The organism is uncultured Shimia sp., assembly GCF_947498095.1.
GTDB lineage: Bacteria > Pseudomonadota > Alphaproteobacteria > Rhodobacterales > Rhodobacteraceae > Shimia.
In genome coordinates this window covers 151,515-175,557 of the sequence record NZ_CANMJE010000001.1, presented here as the reverse complement: position 1 = coordinate 175,557, position 24,043 = coordinate 151,515, and the positions used below count along the sequence as shown (strand labels likewise).

General features: G+C 56.8%; 23 protein-coding genes. 11 read left to right on the top strand and 12 right to left on the bottom strand.

The window, feature by feature from the left end; translation table 11 throughout:
• Window positions 1–35 precede the first annotated feature (35 nt).
• Complete coding sequence (gene pnp, locus Q0932_RS00890) at window positions 36–2,177, bottom strand: polyribonucleotide nucleotidyltransferase (RefSeq protein WP_299348616.1); 2,142 nt, start codon at window positions 2,175–2,177, stop codon at window positions 36–38.
• 292 nt (window positions 2,178–2,469) lie between these two features.
• Here pnp and Q0932_RS00885 point away from each other — a divergent pair, with 292 nt between their 5' ends.
• Window positions 2,470–3,150, top strand: a complete 681-nt coding sequence (locus tag Q0932_RS00885; protein ID WP_299348613.1) for an SGNH/GDSL hydrolase family protein — start codon at window positions 2,470–2,472, stop codon at window positions 3,148–3,150.
• Between the two features lie 502 nt (window positions 3,151–3,652).
• Here the strand turns inward: Q0932_RS00885 and Q0932_RS00880 are convergent.
• The 7 genes from Q0932_RS00880 to rbfA form a co-directional block, all read right to left on the bottom strand.
• Window positions 3,653–4,729 carry an FAD-dependent oxidoreductase gene (locus tag Q0932_RS00880; RefSeq protein WP_299348611.1) on the bottom strand — a complete coding sequence of 359 codons (1,077 nt, stop codon included), beginning with the start codon at window positions 4,727–4,729 and terminating at the stop codon, window positions 3,653–3,655.
• A 217-nt stretch (window positions 4,730–4,946) separates the two neighbouring features.
• On the bottom strand, window positions 4,947–5,216 hold the full coding sequence (gene rpsO / locus Q0932_RS00875; RefSeq protein ID WP_299348608.1) for a 30S ribosomal protein S15: 270 nt from the start codon (window positions 5,214–5,216) through the stop codon (window positions 4,947–4,949).
• Between the two features lie 155 nt (window positions 5,217–5,371).
• Window positions 5,372–6,373 carry a calcium-binding protein gene (locus Q0932_RS00870; RefSeq protein ID WP_299348605.1) on the bottom strand — a complete coding sequence of 334 codons (1,002 nt, stop codon included), beginning with the start codon at window positions 6,371–6,373 and terminating at the stop codon, window positions 5,372–5,374.
• Window positions 6,374–6,463: 90 nt separating this feature from the next.
• Complete coding sequence (locus Q0932_RS00865; protein WP_299348602.1) at window positions 6,464–6,991, bottom strand: DUF1643 domain-containing protein; 528 nt, start codon at window positions 6,989–6,991, stop codon at window positions 6,464–6,466.
• Window positions 6,988–7,902 carry a tRNA pseudouridine(55) synthase TruB gene (truB, locus tag Q0932_RS00860; RefSeq protein ID WP_299348599.1) on the bottom strand — a complete coding sequence of 305 codons (915 nt, stop codon included), beginning with the start codon at window positions 7,900–7,902 and terminating at the stop codon, window positions 6,988–6,990. The genes Q0932_RS00865 and truB overlap by 4 nt, the downstream gene beginning before the upstream one ends.
• Window positions 7,903–8,060: 158 nt before the next feature.
• Window positions 8,061–8,798 carry a phosphodiester glycosidase family protein gene (locus tag Q0932_RS00855; protein ID WP_299348596.1) on the bottom strand — a complete coding sequence of 246 codons (738 nt, stop codon included), beginning with the start codon at window positions 8,796–8,798 and terminating at the stop codon, window positions 8,061–8,063.
• Complete coding sequence (rbfA, locus tag Q0932_RS00850; RefSeq protein WP_299348594.1) at window positions 8,795–9,196, bottom strand: 30S ribosome-binding factor RbfA; 402 nt, start codon at window positions 9,194–9,196, stop codon at window positions 8,795–8,797. Before rbfA ends, Q0932_RS00855 begins: the two co-directional genes overlap by 4 nt.
• Before the next feature lie 94 nt (window positions 9,197–9,290).
• Between rbfA and dapB the strand changes: the two genes are divergently transcribed.
• Window positions 9,291–10,100, top strand: a complete 810-nt coding sequence (gene dapB, locus Q0932_RS00845; protein ID WP_299348591.1) for a 4-hydroxy-tetrahydrodipicolinate reductase — start codon at window positions 9,291–9,293, stop codon at window positions 10,098–10,100.
• Window positions 10,101–10,202: 102 nt separating this feature from the next.
• Here dapB and Q0932_RS00840 read toward each other — a convergent pair whose 3' ends face one another.
• Window positions 10,203–10,433 carry an NIPSNAP family protein gene (locus tag Q0932_RS00840; RefSeq protein ID WP_299348588.1) on the bottom strand — a complete coding sequence of 77 codons (231 nt, stop codon included), beginning with the start codon at window positions 10,431–10,433 and terminating at the stop codon, window positions 10,203–10,205.
• Window positions 10,434–10,450: 17 nt separating this feature from the next.
• Window positions 10,451–10,639, bottom strand: a complete 189-nt coding sequence (locus Q0932_RS00835; RefSeq protein WP_299348586.1) for a DUF1674 domain-containing protein — start codon at window positions 10,637–10,639, stop codon at window positions 10,451–10,453.
• Window positions 10,640–10,715: 76 nt separating this feature from the next.
• Between Q0932_RS00835 and Q0932_RS00830 the strand changes: the two genes are divergently transcribed.
• Window positions 10,716–11,984: a transcription antitermination factor NusB gene (locus Q0932_RS00830; protein WP_299348583.1), complete on the top strand. Its 1,269-nt coding sequence runs from the start codon at window positions 10,716–10,718 to the stop codon at window positions 11,982–11,984.
• A 36-nt stretch (window positions 11,985–12,020) separates the two neighbouring features.
• Here Q0932_RS00830 and Q0932_RS00825 read toward each other — a convergent pair whose 3' ends face one another.
• Window positions 12,021–14,372, bottom strand: a complete 2,352-nt coding sequence (locus Q0932_RS00825) for a mechanosensitive ion channel family protein (RefSeq protein WP_299348580.1) — start codon at window positions 14,370–14,372, stop codon at window positions 12,021–12,023.
• 219 nt (window positions 14,373–14,591) lie between these two features.
• Here Q0932_RS00825 and Q0932_RS00820 point away from each other — a divergent pair, with 219 nt between their 5' ends.
• The 8 genes from Q0932_RS00820 to Q0932_RS00785 are packed head-to-tail and all read left to right on the top strand — an operon-like array spanning window position 14,592 to window position 22,366.
• The gene (locus Q0932_RS00820; RefSeq protein WP_299348579.1) at window positions 14,592–15,857 is read left to right on the top strand and encodes a nucleotide sugar dehydrogenase; all 1,266 of its coding nucleotides are present in this window, start codon (window positions 14,592–14,594) and stop codon (window positions 15,855–15,857) included.
• Between the two features lie 34 nt (window positions 15,858–15,891).
• Window positions 15,892–17,106: a glycosyltransferase gene (locus Q0932_RS00815; protein WP_299348576.1), complete on the top strand. Its 1,215-nt coding sequence runs from the start codon at window positions 15,892–15,894 to the stop codon at window positions 17,104–17,106.
• Complete coding sequence (locus tag Q0932_RS00810; RefSeq protein ID WP_299348573.1) at window positions 17,103–18,338, top strand: glycosyltransferase; 1,236 nt, start codon at window positions 17,103–17,105, stop codon at window positions 18,336–18,338. The genes Q0932_RS00815 and Q0932_RS00810 overlap by 4 nt, the downstream gene beginning before the upstream one ends.
• Window positions 18,339–18,341: 3 nt before the next feature.
• The gene (locus tag Q0932_RS00805; RefSeq protein ID WP_299348570.1) at window positions 18,342–19,418 is read left to right on the top strand and encodes a glycosyltransferase; all 1,077 of its coding nucleotides are present in this window, start codon (window positions 18,342–18,344) and stop codon (window positions 19,416–19,418) included.
• Window positions 19,415–19,999 carry a histidine phosphatase family protein gene (locus Q0932_RS00800; RefSeq protein ID WP_299348567.1) on the top strand — a complete coding sequence of 195 codons (585 nt, stop codon included), beginning with the start codon at window positions 19,415–19,417 and terminating at the stop codon, window positions 19,997–19,999. Before Q0932_RS00805 ends, Q0932_RS00800 begins: the two co-directional genes overlap by 4 nt.
• Window positions 19,996–21,135 (top strand): glycosyltransferase, encoded by a 1,140-nt coding sequence (locus tag Q0932_RS00795; protein WP_299348564.1) that lies wholly within the window; start codon window positions 19,996–19,998, stop codon window positions 21,133–21,135. Before Q0932_RS00800 ends, Q0932_RS00795 begins: the two co-directional genes overlap by 4 nt.
• Entirely contained in the window at window positions 21,132–21,893 is a 762-nt protein-coding gene (locus Q0932_RS00790; RefSeq protein WP_299348562.1) for a polysaccharide deacetylase family protein, read from the top strand. The genes Q0932_RS00795 and Q0932_RS00790 overlap by 4 nt, the downstream gene beginning before the upstream one ends.
• Entirely contained in the window at window positions 21,890–22,366 is a 477-nt protein-coding gene (locus tag Q0932_RS00785; protein ID WP_299348558.1) for a class I SAM-dependent methyltransferase, read from the top strand. Before Q0932_RS00790 ends, Q0932_RS00785 begins: the two co-directional genes overlap by 4 nt.
• Here the strand turns inward: Q0932_RS00785 and Q0932_RS00780 are convergent, their stop codons facing one another.
• Window positions 22,367–24,022, bottom strand: a complete 1,656-nt coding sequence (locus Q0932_RS00780) for a U32 family peptidase (RefSeq protein ID WP_299348555.1) — start codon at window positions 24,020–24,022, stop codon at window positions 22,367–22,369.
• Window positions 24,023–24,043 lie beyond the last annotated feature (21 nt).

Below are 24,043 nucleotides of genomic sequence, written 5' to 3'. Positions count from 1 at the left end.
ATCATGGCCCGCAGCGAATTTCTTTGACGGCTGGATCAGTCGTCTTTCTTTTCACGCGGCTGAGGTGCGATCTCTTCGCCGGTTTCCTGATCGACGATTTTCATCGACAGGCGAACCTTGCCACGGTCGTCAAAGCCCAGAAGTTTGACTTTGACGTCCTGACCTTCTTTCAGAACATCCGACGGATGGTTCAGGCGGCGGTTTTCGATCTGGGACACGTGTACCAGACCATCGCGCTTGCCAAAGAAGTTCACGAAGGCCCCAAAGTCGACGATCTTCACAACTTTACCGTTGTAGATCTCGCCCACTTCAGGCTCAGCCACGATCGCGTGGATCATGTCATAGGCTTTTTGGATGGCTTCCCCGTTCGGCGAAGCAATCTTGATGATGCCATCGTCGTTGATGTCGACCTTGGCGCCCGATACTTCGACGATCTCGCGGATCACTTTACCACCCGAACCGATCACTTCACGGATCTTGTCGGTTGGAACCTGCATGGTCTCGATGCGCGGTGCGTGAACCGAGAATTCCTGTGCACCGGTGATGGATTTCGCCATCTCGCCCAGGATGTGCAAACGACCGTCCTTGGCTTGGGCCAGGGCTTTTTCCATGATCTCAGGTGTGATGCCTGCAACCTTGATGTCCATCTGCAGCGAGGTGATGCCGTTTTCGGTCCCTGCCACTTTGAAGTCCATGTCGCCAAGGTGGTCTTCGTCACCCAGGATGTCCGACAGGATCGCGTAAGATCCGTCTTCTTCCAGGATCAGGCCCATGGCAACGCCAGCGACGGCCGATGTCAGCGGAACGCCTGCGTCCATCATAGACAGCGAGCCACCACAGACCGACGCCATCGAAGACGACCCGTTGGACTCAGTGATTTCCGACACAACACGAATTGTGTAGGGGAAGTCGGTTGCCGCAGGCAGAACAGCCTGAAGTGCCCGCCATGCCAGTTTGCCGTGACCAATTTCACGACGGCCTGGGCCCATCACACGTCCAACTTCACCAACCGAGTAGGGGGGGAAGTTATAGTGCAAGAGGAAGTTCGAACGATAGGTGCCGTTCAGCGCGTCGATCATTTGCTCGTCGTCGCCGGTGCCCAGCGTAGTCACAACCAGGCCTTGGGTTTCGCCGCGTGTGAACAGGGCCGACCCGTGAGTTCGTGGCAAGAGGCCGGTTTGGCTTACGATGTCACGAATCTCTGTGGTGCTACGTCCGTCAATACGCTTGCCGGTTTTCACAACGTCGCCGCGCAGGATGCTGGCTTCGAGCTTTTTCATGGCCGAGCCAAGGTTGGCATCGTCCAGTTGCTCTTCGGTCAGGGCAGCCTTGATTGCATCACGGGCCGCAGAAACAGCCGTGGTACGCTCTTGCTTGTCGGTGATTGCGAACGCCGCGCGCATCTGCTCTTCGCCAGCCGCTTTGACTGCCTCAAACAGATCAGCATAGTCTGGCGCTTGGAAGTCAAACGGCTCTTTGGCAGCATCTTCGGCCAGCGAGATGATCAGGTCGATCACAGGTTGGATCGCGTCGTGAGCAAACTTCACTGCACCCAGCATTTCTGCTTCGGTCAGTTCGTAAGCTTCCGATTCCACCATCATCACGGCGTCTTTGGTGCCTGCGACAACCAGATCAAGGCGTTGATCAGGGTTGTTGCGCAGCATGTGCATGTCATCAACCGTTGGGTTCAGAACATAGTCACCATCTTCAAAGCCAACGCGGGCTGCCGCGATTGGGCCCATGAACGGAGCACCCGAAAGTGTCAGCGCAGCCGAGGCGGCGATCATCGCTACCATATCGGGGTCGTTGACAAGGTCGTGGCTCAGCACGGTGCACATCACCAGAACTTCGTTTTTGAAGCCTGGAACAAACAGCGGGCGGATCGGACGGTCGATCAGACGCGCGGTCAGAGTTTCCTTCTCGGTGGGGCGGGCCTCACGCTTGAAGAAGCCACCCGGTACTTTACCGGCGGCATAGTATTTTTCTTGGTAGTGAACGGTCAGCGGGAAAAAGTCCTGACCGGGTTTTGGTGCCTTCGCAAAGGTCACTGCGGCCATAACCGAGGTTTCGCCCAAAGTGGCGATCACACAGCCGTCGGCCTGACGGGCAACCTTGCCCGTTTCCAGAGTGAGGGTTTCTTCACCCCACTGCATAGATTTCGTCGTTACGTCAAACATATATCGTTTCCTAGTTGGAGGCGCTCCCGGGCGTTCCCGGGTCCTCCGTTTCAATGGCGGCCCCTGCCGCCGATCCCTTTTCATCCTAGTTTCGGGTGCCGGGATCAGGGCACCACGTCTCAGATGGAGCGGCCATATAGGAAAACAAGCCATTTGGAAACTGGAAATTGCGAGGGGCGCCGCTTAGGGTGGTCATGAAAAATCCATAGTTCCAACCGATTGTTGCTCTTACTGAAATTGTAGACCGCGTTATTATCAAAACGACTCTCTGACAAACTTAGGCCTAACCCTGATGAAGAACCCAGCGATACTGATCTTTGTTGTTTTCAGCATGTTCGCGACCGCGTTGTCGGCGGAACCCGCCAAGCCGCGCATTCTGGCGATGGGTGACAGCATGATGGCGTGGCATGGTATATCGGGGCGTTCTATCAGCCACGCGATCTCGAATGAGCTGGAAGAGCCTGTTTTGAACAAATCCATTGGCGGCGCGCGGATTATTTATGCCCTGCCGCTCAGCGGGGCCTTGGGTATGAAGATCGCCAATCAATACGCCAAAGGCGATTGGGATTGGATTGTCATCAATGGCGGCGGCAATGATCTTTGGTTCGGATGCGGATGCACCGCGTGTGACAAACGCATTGAGCGGATGGTCTCAGAAGACGGCCGCAAGGGCGCAGTTCCTGACCTGATCCGAAAGCTTCGCAAAACTGGAGCACGTGTCGTCTATGTCGGCTATCTGCGCAGTCCGGGTGTGGGCTCACCCATAGATGATTGTCGCGAAGCCGGAGATGAATTCGAGGCCCGTATCAACGCCATGTCGAAGCTCGACAAAGGTCTGTTCTTTGTCTCAATCGCCGACCTCGTCCCACACGGCGACCGCAGTTATCACGGCATCGACATGATCCACCCGTCGGTGAAAGCCAGCCGCGAGATTGGCAAACGGGTGGCTCAGACAATTCGCAAGCACGACTAGAGGCGGGACTCCGACCCGAATTCTATTGGTTGTTTCAAAGAGCAGCCGTAGCGCTGGCACTAGGGTCATTTGAGCCGTAGATAAATGCCACCGCTATTTGCTTGCTAAAAGGCTCACATGGTGTTTGCCTTTGTAAACCTCTGTTATCGAGCCGTATCGGCTAAGTGCGTCCTCACCACCGCGCCCATTTCGGACATCCAGAAGGATAGCCTTGCGAACCTGCGTGTCGAAAAATTGGTCATAGGTTTCAACTGGGTAATGAAACCCGCAGGATATGAGGCTTAGCGCAAGATCCACTTTTCCAGCCGCCGACAGGTCTTTGGTCTTGGGGTTCAGCGTGATAATTTTTTCTGCACTGACACCATTTACTTCGAGAAATTCGCGCGCTTTGCCGAGGCTTGCGTAACCCGCACCATTGTCCTTGAAACCAAAATGGATGGAGTCGCTTTCCTCGATGTCAATCTAAAGAAGGTCAGCGTTAGTGTCGCGATGTATCAACAAGTCAACAAAGGCCTGTCCGCAACCAATATCTGCCACGCGCTTCGGTGCAATCTTCTGAATTGTAGGGCAAATTCATTGTAGATACTTTTAATTTCTTGCCAAAATTGCTCGACAATTTCCGCTTTCCTTTTAGCGGCGATGTCGAGGTAAACCTCACGCCAGTCTTCTGGGTGATCTTTTCTACTTGTAGCTTGCGGGTTTCGCGGACGCCGACAGTGGGGCCAAGGTGGGTCATATGGGCCTTGGCAAAGCCGGGAATGTCCGAGCGAAGGAACGTCGCCATCTGGACGGCGCGCCGGCGGCCCTCTTGCGTCGCTCTGCTCACGGCTTGCGGATCCGTGCCATCGACGTTGCGGATTACCACCGAGTTGCAAAACACAGTGTCCTTGTGAAACCCCTTCATCAAATAGAGTTTGGCCAGATCTTCGTGCAGGCGCCTTTGGGCAATGCCTTTGGCAGCGTACTGGGTGAAATAGGGGTCATCGCCTGCAAAGACCTGATCCCAATCTGCGTTTTCCATCATGAAAGACAGCGTCACGCCCATCATGCTGCCTTTGGCATCGCCAAGCTCAATGGGAACGCCGGCCTTGGCCGAGATATCTCCGTCGCCAGAACAATCAATGACGATCTTGGCTGTGATCTCATGAGGGCCATGCCGGTCGTGGAATTGAACCTTGCCAATCGTGTTGCCAATCATGATCGGCTCGTGCGCGATGCCGCCAAGATGCACCCTGACACCGGCCTCTTGCAGCATGTCGAACATTGTGGTGATGGCGACGTCATGGTCATAGATGATTTCCGCGCCAAAATTCTCGAGAGTGCTGGGGCGTTTTTCGGCCATGAGTGGAGTCATGTCGTATAGGCGAAGTGCCAATTCCTCCATGAGACCACCGATAGATGTGTCATCGGGATAGGCTGCGCCCCATGGCATGCCGGGGCAAAAGGCCATCACGCCGCCGACCTTGCTGCCTGCCTCGAGCAACACAACATCCAGGTCTTGCCGTCCCGCGGCGACAGCGGCGCCAAATCCAGCGGTGCCTCCGCCGATCACCAAAACATCCGCTGTCATTTCAGACATATCGAGCCTCATCCTGTTGCGCGTTCATTAAGAACGCGCGCATTGCGTCGGTGCAACTCTGTTAACGACTTTCCTAAAGGCAAAGTCTCGAGCAGGGGAAGTTGGGGGAGTTGCGCCGGTCCATAGGCTAAGGCGCAGTGAAATTTGACGTACATTTCACAAAAAAACGCCCTCTCCGAAGAGCGGGCGTTTCTCGTGATCCAGAAGGATCGAAATCTTAGCGGCGCAGGCCGAGACGTTTGATGAGGTCCGCATAGCGCGCCTCGTCAACACCCTTCAGGTAGTCCAGCAACTTACGGCGCAGGGCAACCATTTTCAAAAGGCCACGGCGACCGTGGTTGTCCTTTTTATGGGTTTTGAAGTGCTCGGTCAGTGTCGCGATGCGCGAGGACAGGATTGCAACCTGAACTTCGGGCGAACCAGTGTCGCCTTCTTTGGTTGCGAATTCCGACATAACGCGGGCTTTTTCTTCTGCAGTAATCGACATCGGGGTCTCCTATCGTTGAAGGTTAGGGGCGCAAGCCGGGATGTCGTCCAGCAAGGTCCACAAAGAGAATCCCCTCTAATTCAGAAGGGATGGGCGCGTATAGGGCAATTCTGGGTCAATGAAAAGGGGGGATAGCTTCCCGTGCTGTTCCTGCTTCAGGGTAGGGCTATGCCGTTGGTCGCAGCATTGCTTTGCGCCAACAAGATAATATCAGCAATTTCCACACCGCTACCCGCCTGAATGGTCGCGACGACCTGTCCATCCACTACAATTTCGGTGGGCGCACCCGCCAAGGAAGAAGCGCGAAGTTCGATGTCGGGCTCGTTGCCCGCGGACTCATCATACAAGAGCACAAGGCTGTCCTCGCTGCCGCTAAAGTCCGTGATTGTGACGACGCCGGTTTCAAGCTGCCAATCATTTAGGACAATTTGATCCGACCCTTCGCCACCCGAGACCCAGTCGCCTTGGTCAGCAAAGATCGTGTCATTGCCATCACCGCCGTTGAGAAAGTCAGACCCGTTTTCGCTATCGGCTTCGGCCCCGGAAATGAGATCATTTCCGTCGCCACCAAAGAGAGTGTCGGCGCCCAAGCCTGCGATCAGAATGTCGTTGTCCGCTCCACCATGCAGCGCGTTGTCACCGTCGCCACCACTGAGATAGTCTTCGCCGAAACCGCCAACCAGAGAGTCGTTACCAGCGCCACCATCCAGAACATCCGTCCCCATATGCCCAAACAACGTGTCATACCCGGCATCTCCAGACAGGCTATCGTCGCCCGCCTCTCCGTGCAGAAGGTCGTTGTCCTCCCCTCCAGAAAGACTGTCGTCGCCATCGCTGCCATAAAGGTGATCTGACCCGGCATCCCCCAAAAGGGTATCATCGCCCTCGTATCCGTTGATTTGATCGTTTCCAGCACTTCCAGTCAGCGTCTCCGATGCTTCGGACCCGGAAATGATTTGATCCTCTGGCGCCCCATCAGCCCCTGGATTCGTTGGGTCGGGGCCCTCAATCAGGTCTGCCGGTGGGTCTGTCTCTGGATCCGTTTCGATCTCGTCTTTGGGGATATCTTCTGTTTCGGTTTCGATACCTGTGTCAAAGGTCACCATTGCCGCCGTACCGGCAGCCATTAGCCCTAGAAGACCTACAAAAAGAAACATCGGCCCAAAACCTACTCAAAACCCCTTGGGGATTTTTGCCGAACATACGGCGTCAGTAAACGCTCATTACAGAATTTGGTTAACCAGAGGTTAACGTGTGCCAGTTTTTCCTGGCAGCCAAAGTGCGGGTTCTTGAGTGTAGGCAATATACAACGGATGTCGTGGGTGACCGGCCTTGGTCAGCCCAAGGCAGTGAATGTCACGCTCTGTCGCCAGCAACACATCTTGCGTGGCGCGTCCTTGGCCGAGGTGCTCACCATGGGCGCCCCATCCGGCGATGATGGTGTCGGCCCAAAGACAGGCTGCGGTAACGGCATCATCATTTTCGGGCCCTTGGGGCGCATCGTTCGTGCGCATCTTTTTGGGATCGGTCTCGCGCAGTGCAAAGATGTTTACCGCACAAAATCCACCAAATCCCAGCGCCCGAGCTCGGCGTTCGCAGCGTTCGATTGTGGGGTCATTTTGAACCTCGGTCGCCTTTGACGGGTTGAGCATGATAAACGTGACCTTTGGTCCGGTCTCATCCCAGACTCGCGTCAAAGCATAGCGGTATGTCTCGCAGTCGGAATACTTTGCGATTGAGGCCGCGTCGCCCTTTTGGTGGTGCCGCGTGATCATGCTTCGGGCCAGACAAACACCCGGTTCGGGTGCAATTCACCGGCCTTGTAGACACCTACGGCCAGCGGCTTGCCGTCATGTGAGGCCCAGGCCTCATCGCCATAATCCACGTCATTGGCCATGACCATTCCAGCGTTGCCGTTGCGCAGACGCGTCGCGCCTTCGGGCGTGGCCTTGACCTCGGGCAGGTCGCAAAGGGCTGTTTCCAAAGGTAGCAGGTAAGTGTCGAGGTCTGGCGTCTTGGCCATTGCCTCGATTTGTTCGAGTCCCAACCCATCTTCGACGCGAAAGGGGCCTGACCAGATGCGGCGCAATTCACGGACGTGGCCGTGGCACCCCAAAGCCTCGCCCAAATCCCGTGCGATTGAGCGGACATAGCCACCCTTTCCGCAGGTCATTTCCAGCGTGACATGATCAGCGTCGGGTCTATCGGTCATCACCAGTTCTTCGACCCAAAGAGGGCGTGCGGCAATTTCAACGTCTTCCCCTTCACGGGCCAGCTTATAGGCGCGTTCCCCGTCTATTTTTACGGCTGAAAACTTTGGGGGGATTTGCATGATGTCACCAACAAAGGCGCCAAGTGCAGACTTGATTTCTTCGTCCAAAGGCCGTGCGTCGCTCTTGGCAACAACCTCACCCTCTGCGTCATCAGTGTTGGTCGCCTGACCCAGACGGACGGTGAAGGTGTAGCACTTTAGATTGTCGGTAATATAGGGAACGGTTTTGGTCGCCTCACCCAAAGCAACGGCCAGAACACCGGTGGCATCCGGGTCCAATGTGCCTGCGTGACCTGCCTTCTTAGCATCCATAGCCCAGCGCACTTTGTTCACAAGCGAGGTCGAGGTGATCCCGGCGGGTTTGTCCACCACCAGCCATCCCGAAATATCGCGTCCCTTGCGTCTGCGTCCCATGGTCTTGTCCGATCTGTATGCGTAAGGGCGGCGGCGTAGCCCAAGCCTCTGGTTCTGTCAATTTCGGATTGTAGCTAGCACAATGTCCCGAGCGCAGCGAGGCCACACCCAACATCTGGCAAGAGGCCTTCAAGTGTATGAAGATGGCGGGAGTCGCACTAGTCGACAGTCACCACCCCTACAATAGGTCCCATCCAGAAACCGGGGTCTGAACGATCCAGCTGTGGCGCGTGAAGTCGGCTGATCTTGCCGTCGAAATAGAGGGCGTTGGGCGTGCTCAGATGGTCACGGAACAGGCTGCCAAACTCGTGGAACGTGACGGCGTTGTTTGAAATGGCAAAGATCGCGCGGGTGCCATTCGCACTGGTCCCTACGCCATTGCGCAGGTGGCGGGACGTGCTGTCCGGCAAAAAACGTGGGTGCAAGGCCCCGTCGATCACCAGCATCGGGCCGGATTGCGTCGCGTGGGTGCAATCCGGGGCTGTTTCCTCAAACGTCAGACTTTCAATGACATCGGCGCGGGTTTCACGAATACAAAACACGCCGTTGGGAAGCAGGCCAAAGTTACCCTTACTAGCGCCCGTCAGCAAACGACCTTCGGCCACACCGTCCTCCACATACAAGCCGACAGGGCGGCGGTCAGAGTGGTACATGCCAGCATTCATCGCAAACGACAGCGCTTGGCCGTCCGGCAACGTCCGGTCAATGGTTGAGAATTGTCCATAGGGTGCGCCTTGGTCGTCGCGCAGAAACAATCGCAGGTCTTCCGTGCTCACATCAACTTCACAGATGGTGTAGCGATTGCCCTCATAACTGAGGTTGCGACATTCGACGGCACTCGCTGTCGATGCCACCAGCGCCAGGACCATGGCACACAGGGCGGCGTATCGGCTCATTCGTCTGGCTCGAGGTCCTGCCGCACAGTGTCTTGATTCAGCATACGGCGGGTCTCGTCCATCTGGTCAAAGGTCTGGTCCAGCTGAAACCGCAGATCGGGTGTGAACTTGAGCCCCGTCTTTTTGCCAATCGCACGACGCAGTTCGTGTTTGTTCTGGGCCAGCAGTTTCAGAACGTCCTCTTGCCCCTTGCCACCCAGCGGCAACACATAGGCTGTCGCAATCTTGAGGTCGGGCGACGTGCGCACCTCGCCAACAGTGATCGACATCCGGTTCAGGTCGGGGTCATGGATGTCTCCGCGTGCCAGCACTTCGGCCAACGTACGACGGATCAACTCGCCAACACGAAGCTGACGTTGCGAGGGGCCGGGGCCATCATGAAACTTGTTCTTTGCCATGGCCTCCACTTAGGCGTTTCCCAAGGCTTTGCCAAGCGCTGCTGCATTGGGTAAAGGGAACAGACGCAAACAACAGCCGATAAGGGGCATTCAGATGGACAACCTGCCAGGGATCGTCATTACCGGAGCATCGGGTCGCATGGGCCAGATGCTGGTCAAGACCGTGATGGACAGCCCCAAGGCCAAACTGGTGGGGGCCATTGAGCGGTCTGGCCATCCGTGGGTTGGGATGGACATCGGCGAAGCGATGGGCGGGCAGCCGCTGGGAGTGGCTGTGACCGATGAACCGCTAGAGGCCTTTGCTAAAGCGCAGGCCGTGATCGACTTTACGGCCCCTGCCGCGACGCTGCAGTTTGCCAAGCTCGCCGCCCAGGCGCGGGCTGTGCATGTGATCGGGACCACCGGCATGACGGATGAGGACATCGCCAAACTGGGGCCATGCGGCCGTCATGCGGTGATCGTGCGCGCAGGCAACATGTCGCTGGGCGTGAACCTCTTGACGCAACTCACCAAAAAGGTCGCCGCCGCGCTGGACGATGATTTCGACATCGAGATCATCGAATCGCACCACAACCAAAAGGTCGATGCGCCCTCGGGCACGGCACTGATGCTGGGCGAAGCTGCTGCCGAAGGGCGCGGTGTCACTCTGTCGGATGTGGCCGACCGGGGTCGTGACGGCATCACCGGCGCGCGCAAACCCGGCGATATAGGTTTTGTCGCCATCCGCGGCGGTGACATTGTTGGTGAGCATGACGTGATGTTTGCCGCCCCCGGCGAGCGAATCGTGCTGCGCCATCTGGCCAGCGACCGCGCGGTCTTTGCCCGTGGCGCGCTAAAGGCCGCCCTGTGGGGGCAGGACAAGAAACCCGGCGAATATGACATGCTGGATGTGCTGGGGCTCTAGGTCTTACAGCTCGGACGGTTCGTCAAACCCCTGGAAACCTCCGGTGGTCTCGACAACCGAGGCCTCGAAGCTTTCGATCATTGGCATGACGATGGGCTCGATCTAGGCCCAGACCGGCCCGTTGTAAAACGCCTCTTTGACGGTCTCGCGATGCTCGAGGCTCTCAAAGGCGCGGGCCCAGTGCACGACATCGGGGTCCTCAAGGTCGCGCATGGGGCCAAACACCTTCATGCCCGCATCGCGCAGAACCCTGCGGTTGGTGGTCTCAAAGAACTGAATGAAATCCTCGCGGCGCCCGGGTTTCAGGCGGTATTTGCGGAGTTCAATGATCATATTGGGTGCCCGCCACATCAAAAGTCGATAGCGATGCCCTTTTTCTCCCAGTCGCCATAGCGCACAGGTTCCGGGCCGTCGCGCCCACCCAACTCGGTCGGCATCTCAAGCGCTTTCGCCTTTTTGCGACGTTCTTCGGCCTCGGCCAGCGCGCGTTGCGCGGCGGGGGGCAGGTCTGACTGTGGCTGCTGCGGATTGTCACTCATGGGCAGGGTTCCTTTCGGGCCATGCCCTTGATATACGCGCCCGTCCCTTGTGGACAAGGTATTAAGGAGCGTCTTCATGTCCCAGAGCGGAATTCAGGCCCGTCGCAGTGCGGTGTACCTACTGGATCAAGTGTTGGGAGAGGGGCGTCTTTTGTCGGAACTCATCGGCAGTGGTGCGTTGGAAAAGCTGCAGCCCGAAGATCGCGCCCGCGCCCAAAGGCTGGCGACCGACACGTTGCGCGGCCTCGAGCGTGCCGATCGTATTCTTCAAAAACACTTACAGAAGTACCCGCCACTGACTGTGCGCAATACGTTGCGGTTGGCCACTATCGAGCTTTGCTCTGGCGGCGCCGCGCATGGTGTTGTGAATGCCGCCGTCGAGATTGTTGGCCGCAACAAACGCACAGCGGCAATGAAGGGGCTGGTTAACGCTGTTTTGCGAAAGGTCGTCGTTACCGGGCCGGAAACCTGGCCCATCCTGCGCACGCCGCGCCTGCCAAAATGGCTGCGCGGTCCATTGGTTGCAGCCTACGGCCCCGAGACTGTAGCCGCCATGGAAGTCGCGCATTTTGCCGGGGCGCCGCTAGACCTCACGGCCAAAGGCGACAAAGGCGCGCTGCATCGCTCGCTTGGGGGCACCTTTCTGCCCACGGGCAGTGTGAGATTGGACAATCCCGGCCAAGTGTCGGAACTCCCCGGATTCAAAAAAGGCAGCTGGTGGGTGCAAGACGCTGCCGCTGCCATTCCAGTGCAAATTCTAAACCCACAGCCCGACGAAAAGGTTCTCGACCTATGTGCCGCGCCCGGTGGCAAGACAATGCAGATCGCGGCCTCTGGGGCCGAAGTCACTGCGGTGGACGATTCTGCCTCGCGTATGACTCGGGTACAGCAGAACCTCAAACGCACGAAACTCAAAGCAGAATGCATTGTCGGGGATGTGATGGCGCAAAGCGGACAGTGGGACGCGATCCTGCTGGATGCCCCATGTTCAGCCACCGGAACCATCCGGCGCCATCCTGACCTGCCACATGCCAAAGATGGTAGCGAGTTCGGCGGCTTGATCGAATTGCAGGCCGTCATGCTGGACCATGCACTGTCGCTGCTGAAACCCGGCGGGCGTTTGGTGTTTTGTACCTGCTCGTTGCTGCCCGACGAAGGTGAATGCCAGGTCGAAGATGCGTTGGCGCGTCACAAGGGATTAACCGTGGATCGCGAGGCATTGGCCATTGAAGGTATTGATCCAGAATGGATCACCGAAGAAGGTGGCTTGCGCCTGCGCCCGGACTTTTGGTCAGACAAAGGCGGCATGGACGGTTTTTACGTGGCCTGCCTTCGCAAGGCCTGAGCGAAAGGCATTTCCACGCCGTTCAGCCTTTTGTCCTTAACGGTCGTCGCCGCCATCGTCGTCCATTTCTTCTTCTTCGATCGCGGCTTGGACAGCCCCAGCTACAGCTTCACGTTGTTTCGGGGTCATGTCTTCTGCCTCGCCATCGGCCAGTCGAACCGTAACCTCACGGTGTGCAAAGTGAATGCCTTCGCGCTCAAAGAGATCGCGAATCTCCTGGAAGACTTTCTTGCGCACCAGCCACTGATCACCCGGTTTGGTCATGAATTTGACCCGGATAATCATCGCTGAGTCCTGCATCTGGATCACGCCCTGTGATTTCAGAGGCTGGATAAAGTTGCTGCCAATCACCGGATCATCCAATAGTTCGACACCCAGTTTCTTGATCAGCTTACGCACTTTTTCGACGTCCGTGTCATAGGTCACGCGCAAGGGCAGTTTCATGATGACCCAGTCACGCGAATAGTTGGTGAGATGCTGGATTTCGCCAAAAGGTACGGTGTGCAGAGGGCCAAGGTGGTGGCGCAACTGGAAGGACCGAACCGAGATTTTCTCGACCGTGCCTTTGACGCCGCCAATATCGATGTATTCGCCTTTGCGGAAGGCATCGTCGAACAGGAAGAACGCACCCGAAAAGATGTCTCGCACCAGAGTTTGCGCACCAAAACCAACGGCCAGACCAACAACACCAGCACCGGCAAACAGCGGGCTGACATTCACGCCAAGTTCCATCAATGCGATCAAGACGATGGTCACGAAAATGATGATCAGAATGAAATTGCGGAACAAGGGCAACAGGGTCGCCAACCGGCTGGCACCGCCTTCGCCGCCCTCGTCACCCAACTCGGCCTCTTCCTCGGGAGCTTCCCCTTGCTCTTCGCGTATTTTGCTGTCGATCCAGATGCGGAAGGCATTAAAGACGATGTAGCCGATAAAGAGGATAACGATGACATCGGTGGCTCTTTCAATGCCACTGTCTTCACCGAGCATGCTTTGTCCGCCCCAAATACGAAGGCAGGCCACGATACCAGCAACAAGGGCCAGAATCCCTGAGACCCGGCGGGCCAGTTCTTCGAACGTTTCAAGCCGCTTGGGCCTGTGCTGCTCAAAGAAGGAATCAACCGTTTCAGCATCGTGTTCGGACATGTCCTCGCCAGCGGCCAAAGCATCCGCCGCTTCGTTCAATTCACGAATGGTGCGTGTGCGATCAAAATAGCGCTCAATGGCAAAGTTGATCGTTGCATAAACCACGATGATGGACGTGAAGATGATGTAGGCGCCCGCGATCAAAGGGATCGAACGCGGCAGGTCCAGCATGACCTGATAGCTCAGCTGCGCCCAGCCAAACAGCACGTAAATAGCAAGAAGCGGTGCCCAAAGCTGGCTGGCCAATCGGGTTGCCAAGAGAACCTCATCCGGCTCTTTTCCATTGCGAATTGCTTGCGAGATTGCGCGGCGATTAACCAAGATCATCGCAAAATTCATAATCGCGAACAACGTGGTCAGCCCGGTCACCATGACGGCAAACACGTCATAGTTCAGGCCAAGCTCACTCAGCCAGATGCCGAACATCGCTGTGCAAATATCGAATACGGCCAACAAAAAGAGCCAATAGTGCAGCTTTTTCGCGTCCGGTGTCGAAAAGGCCGGGATCCGATATTGTTCGAGATAGGGCGAAAGGATCATCCGCCAGACCAGAGAAACAACCCGCACTAGAATATAGGCCACTGTGACAGTGAAATAGGTGAATTCGATCGCAGAATCGCCGCTAGAACCAAACAAAACTAGGCTGAGCAATACGGCAACCACGACCGAGACTGCGATGCCAATCAGTCCCGCGAACAGCCGGAAAGTCAGGAAAGGCAGCTTTTCAGAATAGCCTTGCGGATTTTCCTTCACCTTTGACACAACGTAGTTGCGCATCATGCGTTTGCCAAAGATTTCGCGTTCGAAAAGGTGGCCCAGCAGCAGCAGGCCAATCGTCCAAAGGGCTGTTTCAACAAACGCCCAAACCTGTCCGGTCGGGCTGGACGCACGCAGGATGAACTCGACTTCGTTTAGCGCCGCAGGGAGCGCTTCCAGTCGCTGACGCAACAACTCTCTAAAGCCCCCCATCGTTGTCTGCGCCTTCATGAGCGATGACATGCGGTCTTCGGGTTCATCTTCGGGAGCGGTTTCTTCCGCCGCCGTCGCATCATCCAGCGGCGGGCCCAGCACGTTTCCGAGACTGTCGACGACCACAACGCTGACACCATTCTCGGCAGCCTGTTTCATGATCTCAGCCAGGTTACCGGTCTGTTCGGCGGTGCTTTGGGCATTCGCAGCAGGGTGCGCGAATGTTAGGACAAGCGTCGCAACAAGAAAAATACACAGACGTTTGATAAACATGCCGGATGCCCTGACTGAAAACCGTTCGATAACTGGTCTAATGCATCCTTGGGGTGCGGGCAAACCCACAGTTCTTGCATCATGCGCCAATCATTGGGTTTTTAGGGTTGAGCAGGCTTTCGAAGGGCTTTGGGGGTGACATTGACCGGCTTTTTCGCTAGCGCAAGTTTCAGATGAAACCCAACGCAATAGCCCAGGTCGGATTCCGTGACAGACAGCATGAAAGAAAAGATCGCAGTTCTTGGATTAGGCTACGTGGGACTGCCGCTGGCGCTTAGGTTGTCGCGTTGCGGCTTTGATGTTTTGGGCTTCGACATCGATGTAGATCACGTCGCAGCTCTTAAGAAGGGGAACGACCGTAGTGCTGAGGTGTCACAAGATAAGTTGAACTCAACAAAGATGCAGTTTTCGGCGATTTCAGAGGCGCTTGCAGGATGTACCGTTTTCATCATCTCGGTTCCAACGCCGATCAATGACGTGAACGAACCAGATCTATCGCCTGTTCGGTCAGCTTGTCAGACGATCGCGCCCTATCTTGCAGACCAGAGTTTGGTGATCTTGGAGTCGACTGTCTATCCCGGTGTGACCGAAGATATCTGCGGCCCCCTGCTAGAAGAACTCAGCGGATTGGTCTCCGGTCAGGACTTTAAGCTTGGGTATTCACCTGAAAGAGCTAACCCAGGTGACGCCGAACACTCGCTCGAGAACGTCGTCAAGGTGATTGCGGCGCAGGATTCCGAAACACTGGATCGCGTTGAGGCGATTTACAAACCAGCGATCCCGGCGGGTTTGCATCGCGCACCTTCGATTAAGACTGCCGAGGCGGCCAAGGTGATCGAGAACACCCAACGTGATCTGAACATCGCGCTGGTGAACGAATTTGCGCTAATCTTTGATCGGATGGGGCTGGACACTCTGGAAGTGCTTGAAGCCGCTGGGACCAAATGGAATTTCCTGCCGTTTCGCCCCGGCTTGGTTGGCGGCCACTGCATAGGCGTTGACCCCTATTACCTGACCTACCGGGCTGAGCAGTTGGGATATCATCCCGAGGTGATCCTGGCCGGGCGTCGTATCAATGACCAGATGGGTCGTCACGTTGCCCAAAAAATGGTCAAGGGACTTCTGGAAAAGGGCAGTAACCCAGCAGAGGCGCGCGTGCTGGTCATGGGCTTTACGTTCAAAGAGAACTGTCCCGATATCCGCAATACCCGCGTCGCTGATATTGTTGATGAACTCAAGGGATATTCAATTGCCGTCGACATCTGGGATCCATGGGCTGACGTTGACTCAATGGCACGAGCCTATGGCCTGAGCACCGTCACAGAGCCTGAAAATGAGGCATATGATGGTATTGTGATTGCCGTGGCGCATTCACAGTTTACCTCTATGGGAAGTCAGGCAATAAGAGCACTCGGAAAGCCTAACGCTTTGCTTTACGATATCAAAGGGGTGCTGGCGAAATCTGAGTCGGACCTGAGGCTCTGAGGCCGTATCATTTGAGGCAGGGGAGTTGCCTGACGTGACAAAGAAACCGGGACAAGGCGCGGGCTCTGGTTCGCCACGTGTGCTGTTTTACAGCCACGATACCTTTGGCTTGGGTCATTTACGTCGTTCGCGGGCCTTGGCCAGTGCGATCACCTCAGCAGATGATCGGATTTCGGCAATCATTCTCACGGGGTCGCCGGTTGCTGGCCGATTTACCTTTCCCAAGCACGTCGACCACATTCGTCTGCCGGGTGTCACCAAGAACCCAGATGGGTCTTATGCCTCTGAGACACTGGCATTGGATATTGATGAGACGACCGAGCTGCGCGCCGGGCTGATCAAGTCTGCGGCCATGCACTTTAACCCCGACATCCTTGTTGTGGACAAAGAGCCGACGGGTTTTCGGGGTGAGCTGATCCCGGCACTCGATTGGCTTAGAAACAAGCGCAAGGCGCGTTTGGTGCTGGGCCTACGAGATGTTTTGGACGAACCAGACGTTTTGGCCGCAGAATGGGAGCGCAAGGGCGCTTTGGAAGCGGCTGAAAAATACTATGACGAGGCGTGGGTCTACGGGTTGCGGTCGATTTATGATCCAACGGCTGGTCTGAACCTGTCCCCGGCATTCCGCTCTCGCATGAAGTACACCGGATATCTGCGCCGTGAAGAGCTGCAAGAGGGGGTTGTCCCTCACGAGGACTACATTCTTGTGACGCCGGGTGGTGGGGGCGACGGCGCAAGCATGGTCAACCTTGTCCTGTCTGCGTATGAGCAAGACCCCAACCTGAAGCCGAACGCCAAACTGGTCTACGGGCCGTTCCTGACCGGTGAAGAGCGCGCCGAATTCGAATCCCGCGTAGCCGCCTTGGACGGTCGCGTTGAAACGACCGGATTTGACAGCCGCATCGAAAATTTGATTGCTGGCGCCAAAGGCATCGTCTCAATGGGCGGCTACAATACGTTTTGCGAGGTGCTGTCCTTCGACAAACCCGCCGTTATTGTGCCGCGCACCAAACCTCGTCTCGAGCAATACATCCGCGCCCATCGGGCCGAAGAAATTGGTCTGGTTCGGGTATTGGATGAATACCGCGATGGTCTGACGGTTGAAACCATGAGTCAGGCGATCCGGGGTTTGCCTGCGCAACCAAAGCCTTCGGCGGCCTTCATACCGGGCTTGATGGATGGGTTGGACGTTGTTTCCAGCCGCACGTTGGAGCTTTTGGGCTTGCGAGACGCGCAAGGGGTTGCATGACCGCTAAAAACCCAAGGCTGGCAGTGGTTGTCAAAGGGTGGCCACGCCTTTCAGAGACTTTTATTGCACAAGAATTGGTGGCCCTCGAAGAAAAGGGCTATCAGCTTGAGATTTGGTCGTTACGGTTTCCTACGGACAAGAAACGTCACCCATTGCATGATCGCCTGAAGGCACCTGTACGGTACTTGCCAGAATATCTGCACCAAGAACCCTTGCGCGTAATGCGCGGTGTCATGCGCAACACGGTCCGTAGCGGATTTTGGCGTGCGCTGGGCTTGTGGGCGCGCGACTTTGCTCGCGACCGCAGCCGCAACCGGATACGCCGCTTTGGACAGGCCTGTGTGTTGGCGGCAGAGATGCCATGCGACACCTCGGCCCTGTATGCCCACTTCATGCACACACCGGCCTCGGTCGCACGGTATTCGGCCGTGATGCGCGGGGTGCGCTGGGGCGTATCTGCCCATGCCAAAGACATCTGGACATCGCCGGACTGGGAAAAGCGTGAAAAGCTGGCTGGATCCAGCGCGGGCGCGACGTTTCTGGCGACATGCACCGGGTTTGGCGCAGAGCACCTCAAAGACCTTGCAGACACGCCAGACCGCGTGGAGTTGATATATCACGGGTTGGACCTCGACCGCTTTCCCAAGCCCCCCGAGACGCGCAGTGATGACGGCCTCGTTCGGTTCCTGTCAGTCGGCCGGCTGGTTGAGAAAAAGGGTTTCGACAACCTGATCGAAGCTCTGGCGATGCTACCTGCCGATTTGGACTGGCAGTGGGACCACATTGGCGGTGGCGGATTGGGTGATCAATTCAAGGCACGCGCCGATGCCTTGGGGATTGCAGATCGGATCACTTGGCATGGGGCCTGCGATCAGCCCGAAGTGATTGAGGCCATGCGAACGGCGGATGTCTTTGTGTTGCCCAGCCGGATTGCCAGCGACGGTGACAGAGACGGGTTGCCCAACGTCTTGATGGAAGCCGCTTCTCAAAAGCTGTGCATTCTGTCGACCCCTGTGTCGGCAATTCCAGAGTTCATCGAAAGTGGGGTGCATGGATTGTTATCCAGCGACGCGCCAAAGGCACTGGCGGGCGCGATGACTGATTTGGCCCGCGCACCAGACATGCGCAAGGCCATGGCTGACGCCGCCTATGAGCGACTGACCCGCGACTTTCTGATGGCGCCGGGCATTGATGTTCTAGATCGCCGCCTAGCGACCCTATTCATGGACTAAGCCATGACCAAGATTGCTTTTTACGCGCCGATGAAGTCTCCCAATCATCCAGTTCCGTCCGGGGATCGAGAGATGGCGCGTGGTCTGATGGCGGCTTTGCAGGATGAAACGCAGGATGCCAGTGTTTCACTGGTCTCTGAGTTCCGAAGCTACGAAGGGCGCGGCAATACGGACACTCAAAAAGAGCTTTTTGCAACAGCAGAGCAAGAGGTCGCGCGCCTGAGTGCTGTTGGCGGGTGGGACGCCTGGGTCACCTATCACAACTACTACAAAGCCCCTGATTTGATTGGCCCGGTCGTCGCGAAGGCGCTGGGCATTCCCTACCTTCTGATTGAGGCAACCCGCGCGGCCAAAAGGCTGGGTGGACCTTGGGATCAATTTGCGCGCGCGGCGGACGTGGCGAGCGACGCGGCAGACGCGATATTTTATATGACGGCGTTGGATCTGGAAGGGCTCAGCCCATACCGCAGAAACGGTCAGCCCTTGGTTCACCTCCCACCCTTCATAAGAGCAGAGGCTCTGCCCGAAACCCCGGCTGCGAGATCAGAAACGCTCCTGAGTGTGGCCATGATGCGCTCGGGCGATAAACTGGCCTCTTACGCCATTATTGCCGACGCGTTGAAGCATCTCGAAGGTGACTGGGTATATGAAATCGCGGGCGATGGCCCGGCAAGACCCGAGATCGAAGCAATGTTTGCCGCCTTTGGTGACCGCGTGCAGTTTTTGGGTCAACTTGATGCCGAGGCATTGATGTCAGCCTATGCCCGCGCTCGCGCATTCCTGTGGCCGGGCGTGAACGAAGCTTTTGGCATGGTGTATCTTGAAGCACAGGCCTCTGGCCTGCCGGTGGTTGCGCAGGACCGCCCGGGTGTTCGCGATGTGGTTCCTGCGTCGGGGTTGGTGCCAGTTGATGATGCATCCGCATTGGCGCGCCGAATCGGCGCTCTGATGAGTGATCCATCGCATTGGCAGGCTCGGTGTGGCGAAGCCAAAGATATGATCGCGCAACATCATCTTCTCACTTCCGCACGCAACAGGTTATGGTCCGTTCTGGGGCCATTATTGGAGGACCGCGAATGATACGATTTGCCATGCTGAGACACGGCCATACGGATTGGAACCGTGCTGGACGCATCCAAGGGCGTACAGACATCCCTTTGGACGACGAGGCCCGCGACGTGTTGCGCGGCTTTCGCCTGCCCGAAGGCTGGCGCGACGCCGACCTCTATTCCAGCCCGCTGTTGCGTGCTTTTGAGACCGGACAGATCGTGTCTGGTCGTGATCCGCACACGGTGGATGAATTGATCGAAATGGATTGGGGGCAATGGGAAGGGCTCAAAGGCGTCGATCTCAAGGCCGACCCTGATAGCGGGTTTCGGGATATTGAATACTGGGGCTGGGACTATCGCCCACCCGAAGGGGAAAGCCCGGCGGATGTCTGGGAGCGGATTGCCACATGGCTGCGCACTCTTGAACGGGACAGCATCGCGGTTTGCCACATCGGGATCATGCGGATGGTTCTGGCTCGTGCGCACGGCTGGAACTTTTCGGGGCCGGCGCCCTTCGCTGTGAAACGCAACCGTCTGTTTGTTCTCGAAGTTGATGGTGACAATGTCCGAGTTGCAGAGCCGGACATTGTTCGATTGGAGGCTGTCGCGTGAAGGCCCTGATCGCTGTGACCCATTTGTTGGGGACGGGGCATTTGTCCCGTGCTTTGACCTTGGGTCGCGCGTTCAATGCCGAAGGGCATGAAGTTTCTGTTCTCTCAGGGGGGCAAGCCGCACCGCAGTTGAATTACGCTGGCGTGCAATTGATCCAAATGCCCCCGATTGCGTCGGATGGTACCAATTTTACCCGGCTGCTGACCCGGGACGGGCAAGAGGCCGATGCGGCGTATCGTCAAACGCGCATCGCTGCCGCCCTGAGCGCGTTGCAAGACATTCGACCGGACGTTCTGATTGTCGAATTGTTCCCCTTTGGGCGCCGGTCACTGGCCGAAGAATTTCTGGCTGTGTTGGACGCGGCTTCGTCCATGTCGCCCCGGCCAAAGATCCTGTGTTCGATCCGAGATATTCTGGCGCCGCCGTCCAAACCGTCCAAGGCCGAAAAGGCCGAGGCCATCCTTGACCAGTACTTCGACGCCGTACTTGTGCATTCGGACCCTCAAATCATCACATTGGCTGACAGCTGGCCGGTCACGCCACGTCTTGACGCCCTCCTGAAATACACTGGTTTTGTTGCGCCAGATCCTGCCGTGCCTCACCCGGATGCAGGCGGTGCAAATGAGGTCCTGGTCAGCGCCGGTGGCGGTTCCGTTGGCCAGGCGCTGTTCGAATGCGCGATTGAGGCGGCACGCGACAGTGCGTATCACTGGAGACTTCTGGTTGGTGGCAAAGATCGCAGCGCTCGAATCGACGCATTACAAGCGCTGGCGGGATCGCTGGACATCACCATTGAGCCTGTGCGCCCTGACTTTCGCCAGATGCTGCACCATGCGGCCTGTTCGGTAAGCATGTGCGGCTACAACACCTCTCTAGATATCTTGCAAAGCGGTATTCCATCGGTGTTGGTGCCGTTTGATGATGGCGGCGAGGTTGAGCAGACCCTGCGGGCGCGGTCTTTGGCGCATCAGCCTGCAATGGAGGTGCTTTTAACCTCTGAGGCGACGCCAGAACGCCTGAGAGCACGGGTTGCCAAGGCAATTGGCGAGGGGCGGCGCAATGACGAAAGTCTGAAGATGGACGGAGCCATTGAGTCCGTTAGGATTGCAGGTCAAATGGTCAGGGTCATTGCATGAACATTGATTGGCAGCCACTGCGAGAGGAATTGGCCCTTTGGCGTCGGTCAGGGTTGGAGCTGCCGTTTTGGTGGCGTGATGATGATGCCATTGAGCCTACGCCGGAGTTGGATGAGCTAACTGCGCTTGCAGGAGAGACCGGTGTGCCCGTTCACCTTGCAGTTATCCCGCGTGATGCCACCCAAACCCTTGCGTCACAGGTTAAGGCCACTCAAATGTTGATCCCTGTTGTGCATGGCTGGGCGCACGAGAACCATGCGCCGCCCAGCTTAAAAAAGGCTGAGTTTGGCGCAACCCGCGAAATGGCGGAGTGTGTGAGCGACATAGCACAAGCCCTCGAAAAGGCCAAATCCCTCTTCGGCGATCGTCTCGCGTTGATGTTTGTGCCGCCTTGGAACCGGATTGATCTCGCCTTGATGACCCCTTTGGCCGAAGCTGGGTTCAGCGCGATATCCTCCTTTCAATCGCGCCGCGAGCCTGATACCGCGCCGGGATTGGCTCAGATCAACACGCATCTCGATCCGATATTCTGGCGCGGGACACGTGGATTGGTTGAGCCGGCGCAACTTGTGGCGCTTGCGGTGGCCCTGCTCAAGGATCGCCGCCGTGCGATCACCGACAATTCAGAACCCTTTGGATACCTGACGCATCACCTTGTGCATGACGCCGATATCTGGGAGTTCTCCCGACAGTTTTTACAGGAAATGAGTGAGGGGCCGATCCGGCTCTATCGTCATGACAGGAAGGAAGAGGCATGAGCCGATTGGACAGCATGATGCGCCGCCTTGCGGCACAACGCGACGGGCTGGAATGGGGGCATGCGCTGGCGCAGGATCTCAAAGGCGACTACCTCGATATGGGGCTCGGCAATGGCCGGACCTATGACCATATTCGCGAAATCGCACCCAACCGCCGGATCTGGGTCATTGATCGGGCGTTGAACTGCCACCCGTCCTGCGTGCCGCCGAAAGAGGATTTCCTCGAAGGCGAGGCCGAAGAGATGCTGAAAAAGCTGGCGGCAAACAACGCGAAAATCGTGATGGGACACTATGACTTTGGATTTGGCGTCAAGGAAAAGGACGTGGCCGAAGCGGCCCGCTTGTCGCCGATGATCGGTGCGGTTATGGCGCCGGGGGGTGTGCTGGTGTCAGGGCAACCATTGGTTGGCTTTGAGCAGGTGCGCGGCCCGGAATCAGTCGACCCCGAGCGATATTGTTTCTATCGGACCTGATCACTCAGCCGCGGGCAGTTTCAGTTCCGCGGCCTCGGCCTTGCTGAGCATCGCGCCCTGTTTGCGCTGCAACAGAATTTCGCGTGCGTTGGCATAGATGTCGTCCTGCCAGAAGATCAGACACCCATTACAGCCTTTGCCGCAGCACCCTTCGGTGCCTTTGCGGTTGGTCTTAAACCGGCGGGTGTTTGCGTCGGCGTCAATCGCGTCAACAAGGGCATCGCGGCGGCGCCTGTAGGCGGTCTCGTTTGTTGTGTCCTTGACCTCCATCGCCAGTGCAGTCTTGTCCAATTGCAGGCGTTTCCACTGTTCCTCCGTCAAGGCACGCTCTTTACGCAAGACCGTCATGGGCGGGAAGTTGGTGCGCAGATCGGCGATGTCTTCGTGCTCAAACAATGAGAATGGTAGGCGGATCACCGACTTGGTCGAGCCATGGATCACGTCCCGGCGCTCGCCTGTCTCAGCGATCTCGTAGTCATAACCACGCAGCAGGATCGTGTTGCGGGCAATGGGGGACACGATTTCGATTACATCGCCGGGTTCCAGTTTGTTTTTGACCTCAACGAAAAACGCGTCGTCTTTGACCTCTGAGACAAAGCCGGCGTACTCCCACTGGGCAATCGCCTGAGTCTGTTCATAGCCATGTGCGAGGTTGGTCAGGCGTCCTTTGTGGAACGCCAGCGTGTAGCCACGGTTCCCAACGGTTTCCAACTCTTCCATATAGTCGGCTGCGTTCCAATTTTCCGGGTCAGCGTAGTAGTCGTCGATCGCCATCCGGTAAGCCCGCGCGACGATGGCCGCGTAGTATTCTGACTTGCCGCGCCCTTCTACTTTGAGGCTGTCGACACCGATCCGCAGGTAATCATCCAGCTTGGGCATCAAGCAGAGGTCTTTTGAGTTCAGGATATAGCTGCCGCGTTCGTCTTCCTGAATCGGCAGGAATTCCCCTGGACGGACGCCTTCTTCCAGCAGGAACTCAAACATATCGTGGTTGTCTTCGTCGACGATCAATTCCTGAACCGTGCCGTCCTTAAGCCGCATGTGGAACTTGTAATTCCAGCGGCAAGAATTGGCACAGTTGCCTTGGTTGGCGCCGCGTTCGGCCATAAAGTTCGACAGCAAACAGCGACCGGAATAGGTCATGCACATGGCGCCGTGGACAAAGGCTTCGAGTTTGATGTCAGGGCATTCAGAACGGATTTCTTCCAACTCAGGGAAAGAGACTTCGCGGGCTAGAACAACCAGATCAGCGCCTTGGCCTTCCCAGAATTTTACCGTCAGCCAAGATGCGATATTGGCCTGTGTGGAGACGTGCAAGGGAATCTCCGGAGCCCGTTCGCGTACATACTGGAACACACCCGGGTCCGAGATGATCAGCCCATCCGGCTGCACCTTGCGCACGGTTTCAATGTATTCCGCCAGTTTGGGTATATCTTTGTTGTGCGAGAACAGGTTCAGCGTGAGATAAGCGCGCCGCCCGTGCGCATGACAGAACTTCACCCCTTCGATCACATCTTCCAGAGAGAACTCTGATTTGGTTCTCAGACTAAGATCAGGAGTCCCTAGATAAACAGCGTCCGCCCCATAAAGGACAGCCATTTTCAGTTTCCGAAGATTGCCCGCAGGCATCAGCAATTCAGATCTATGCTTGGTCATGTGTCGCGCTTTTCTATTCAG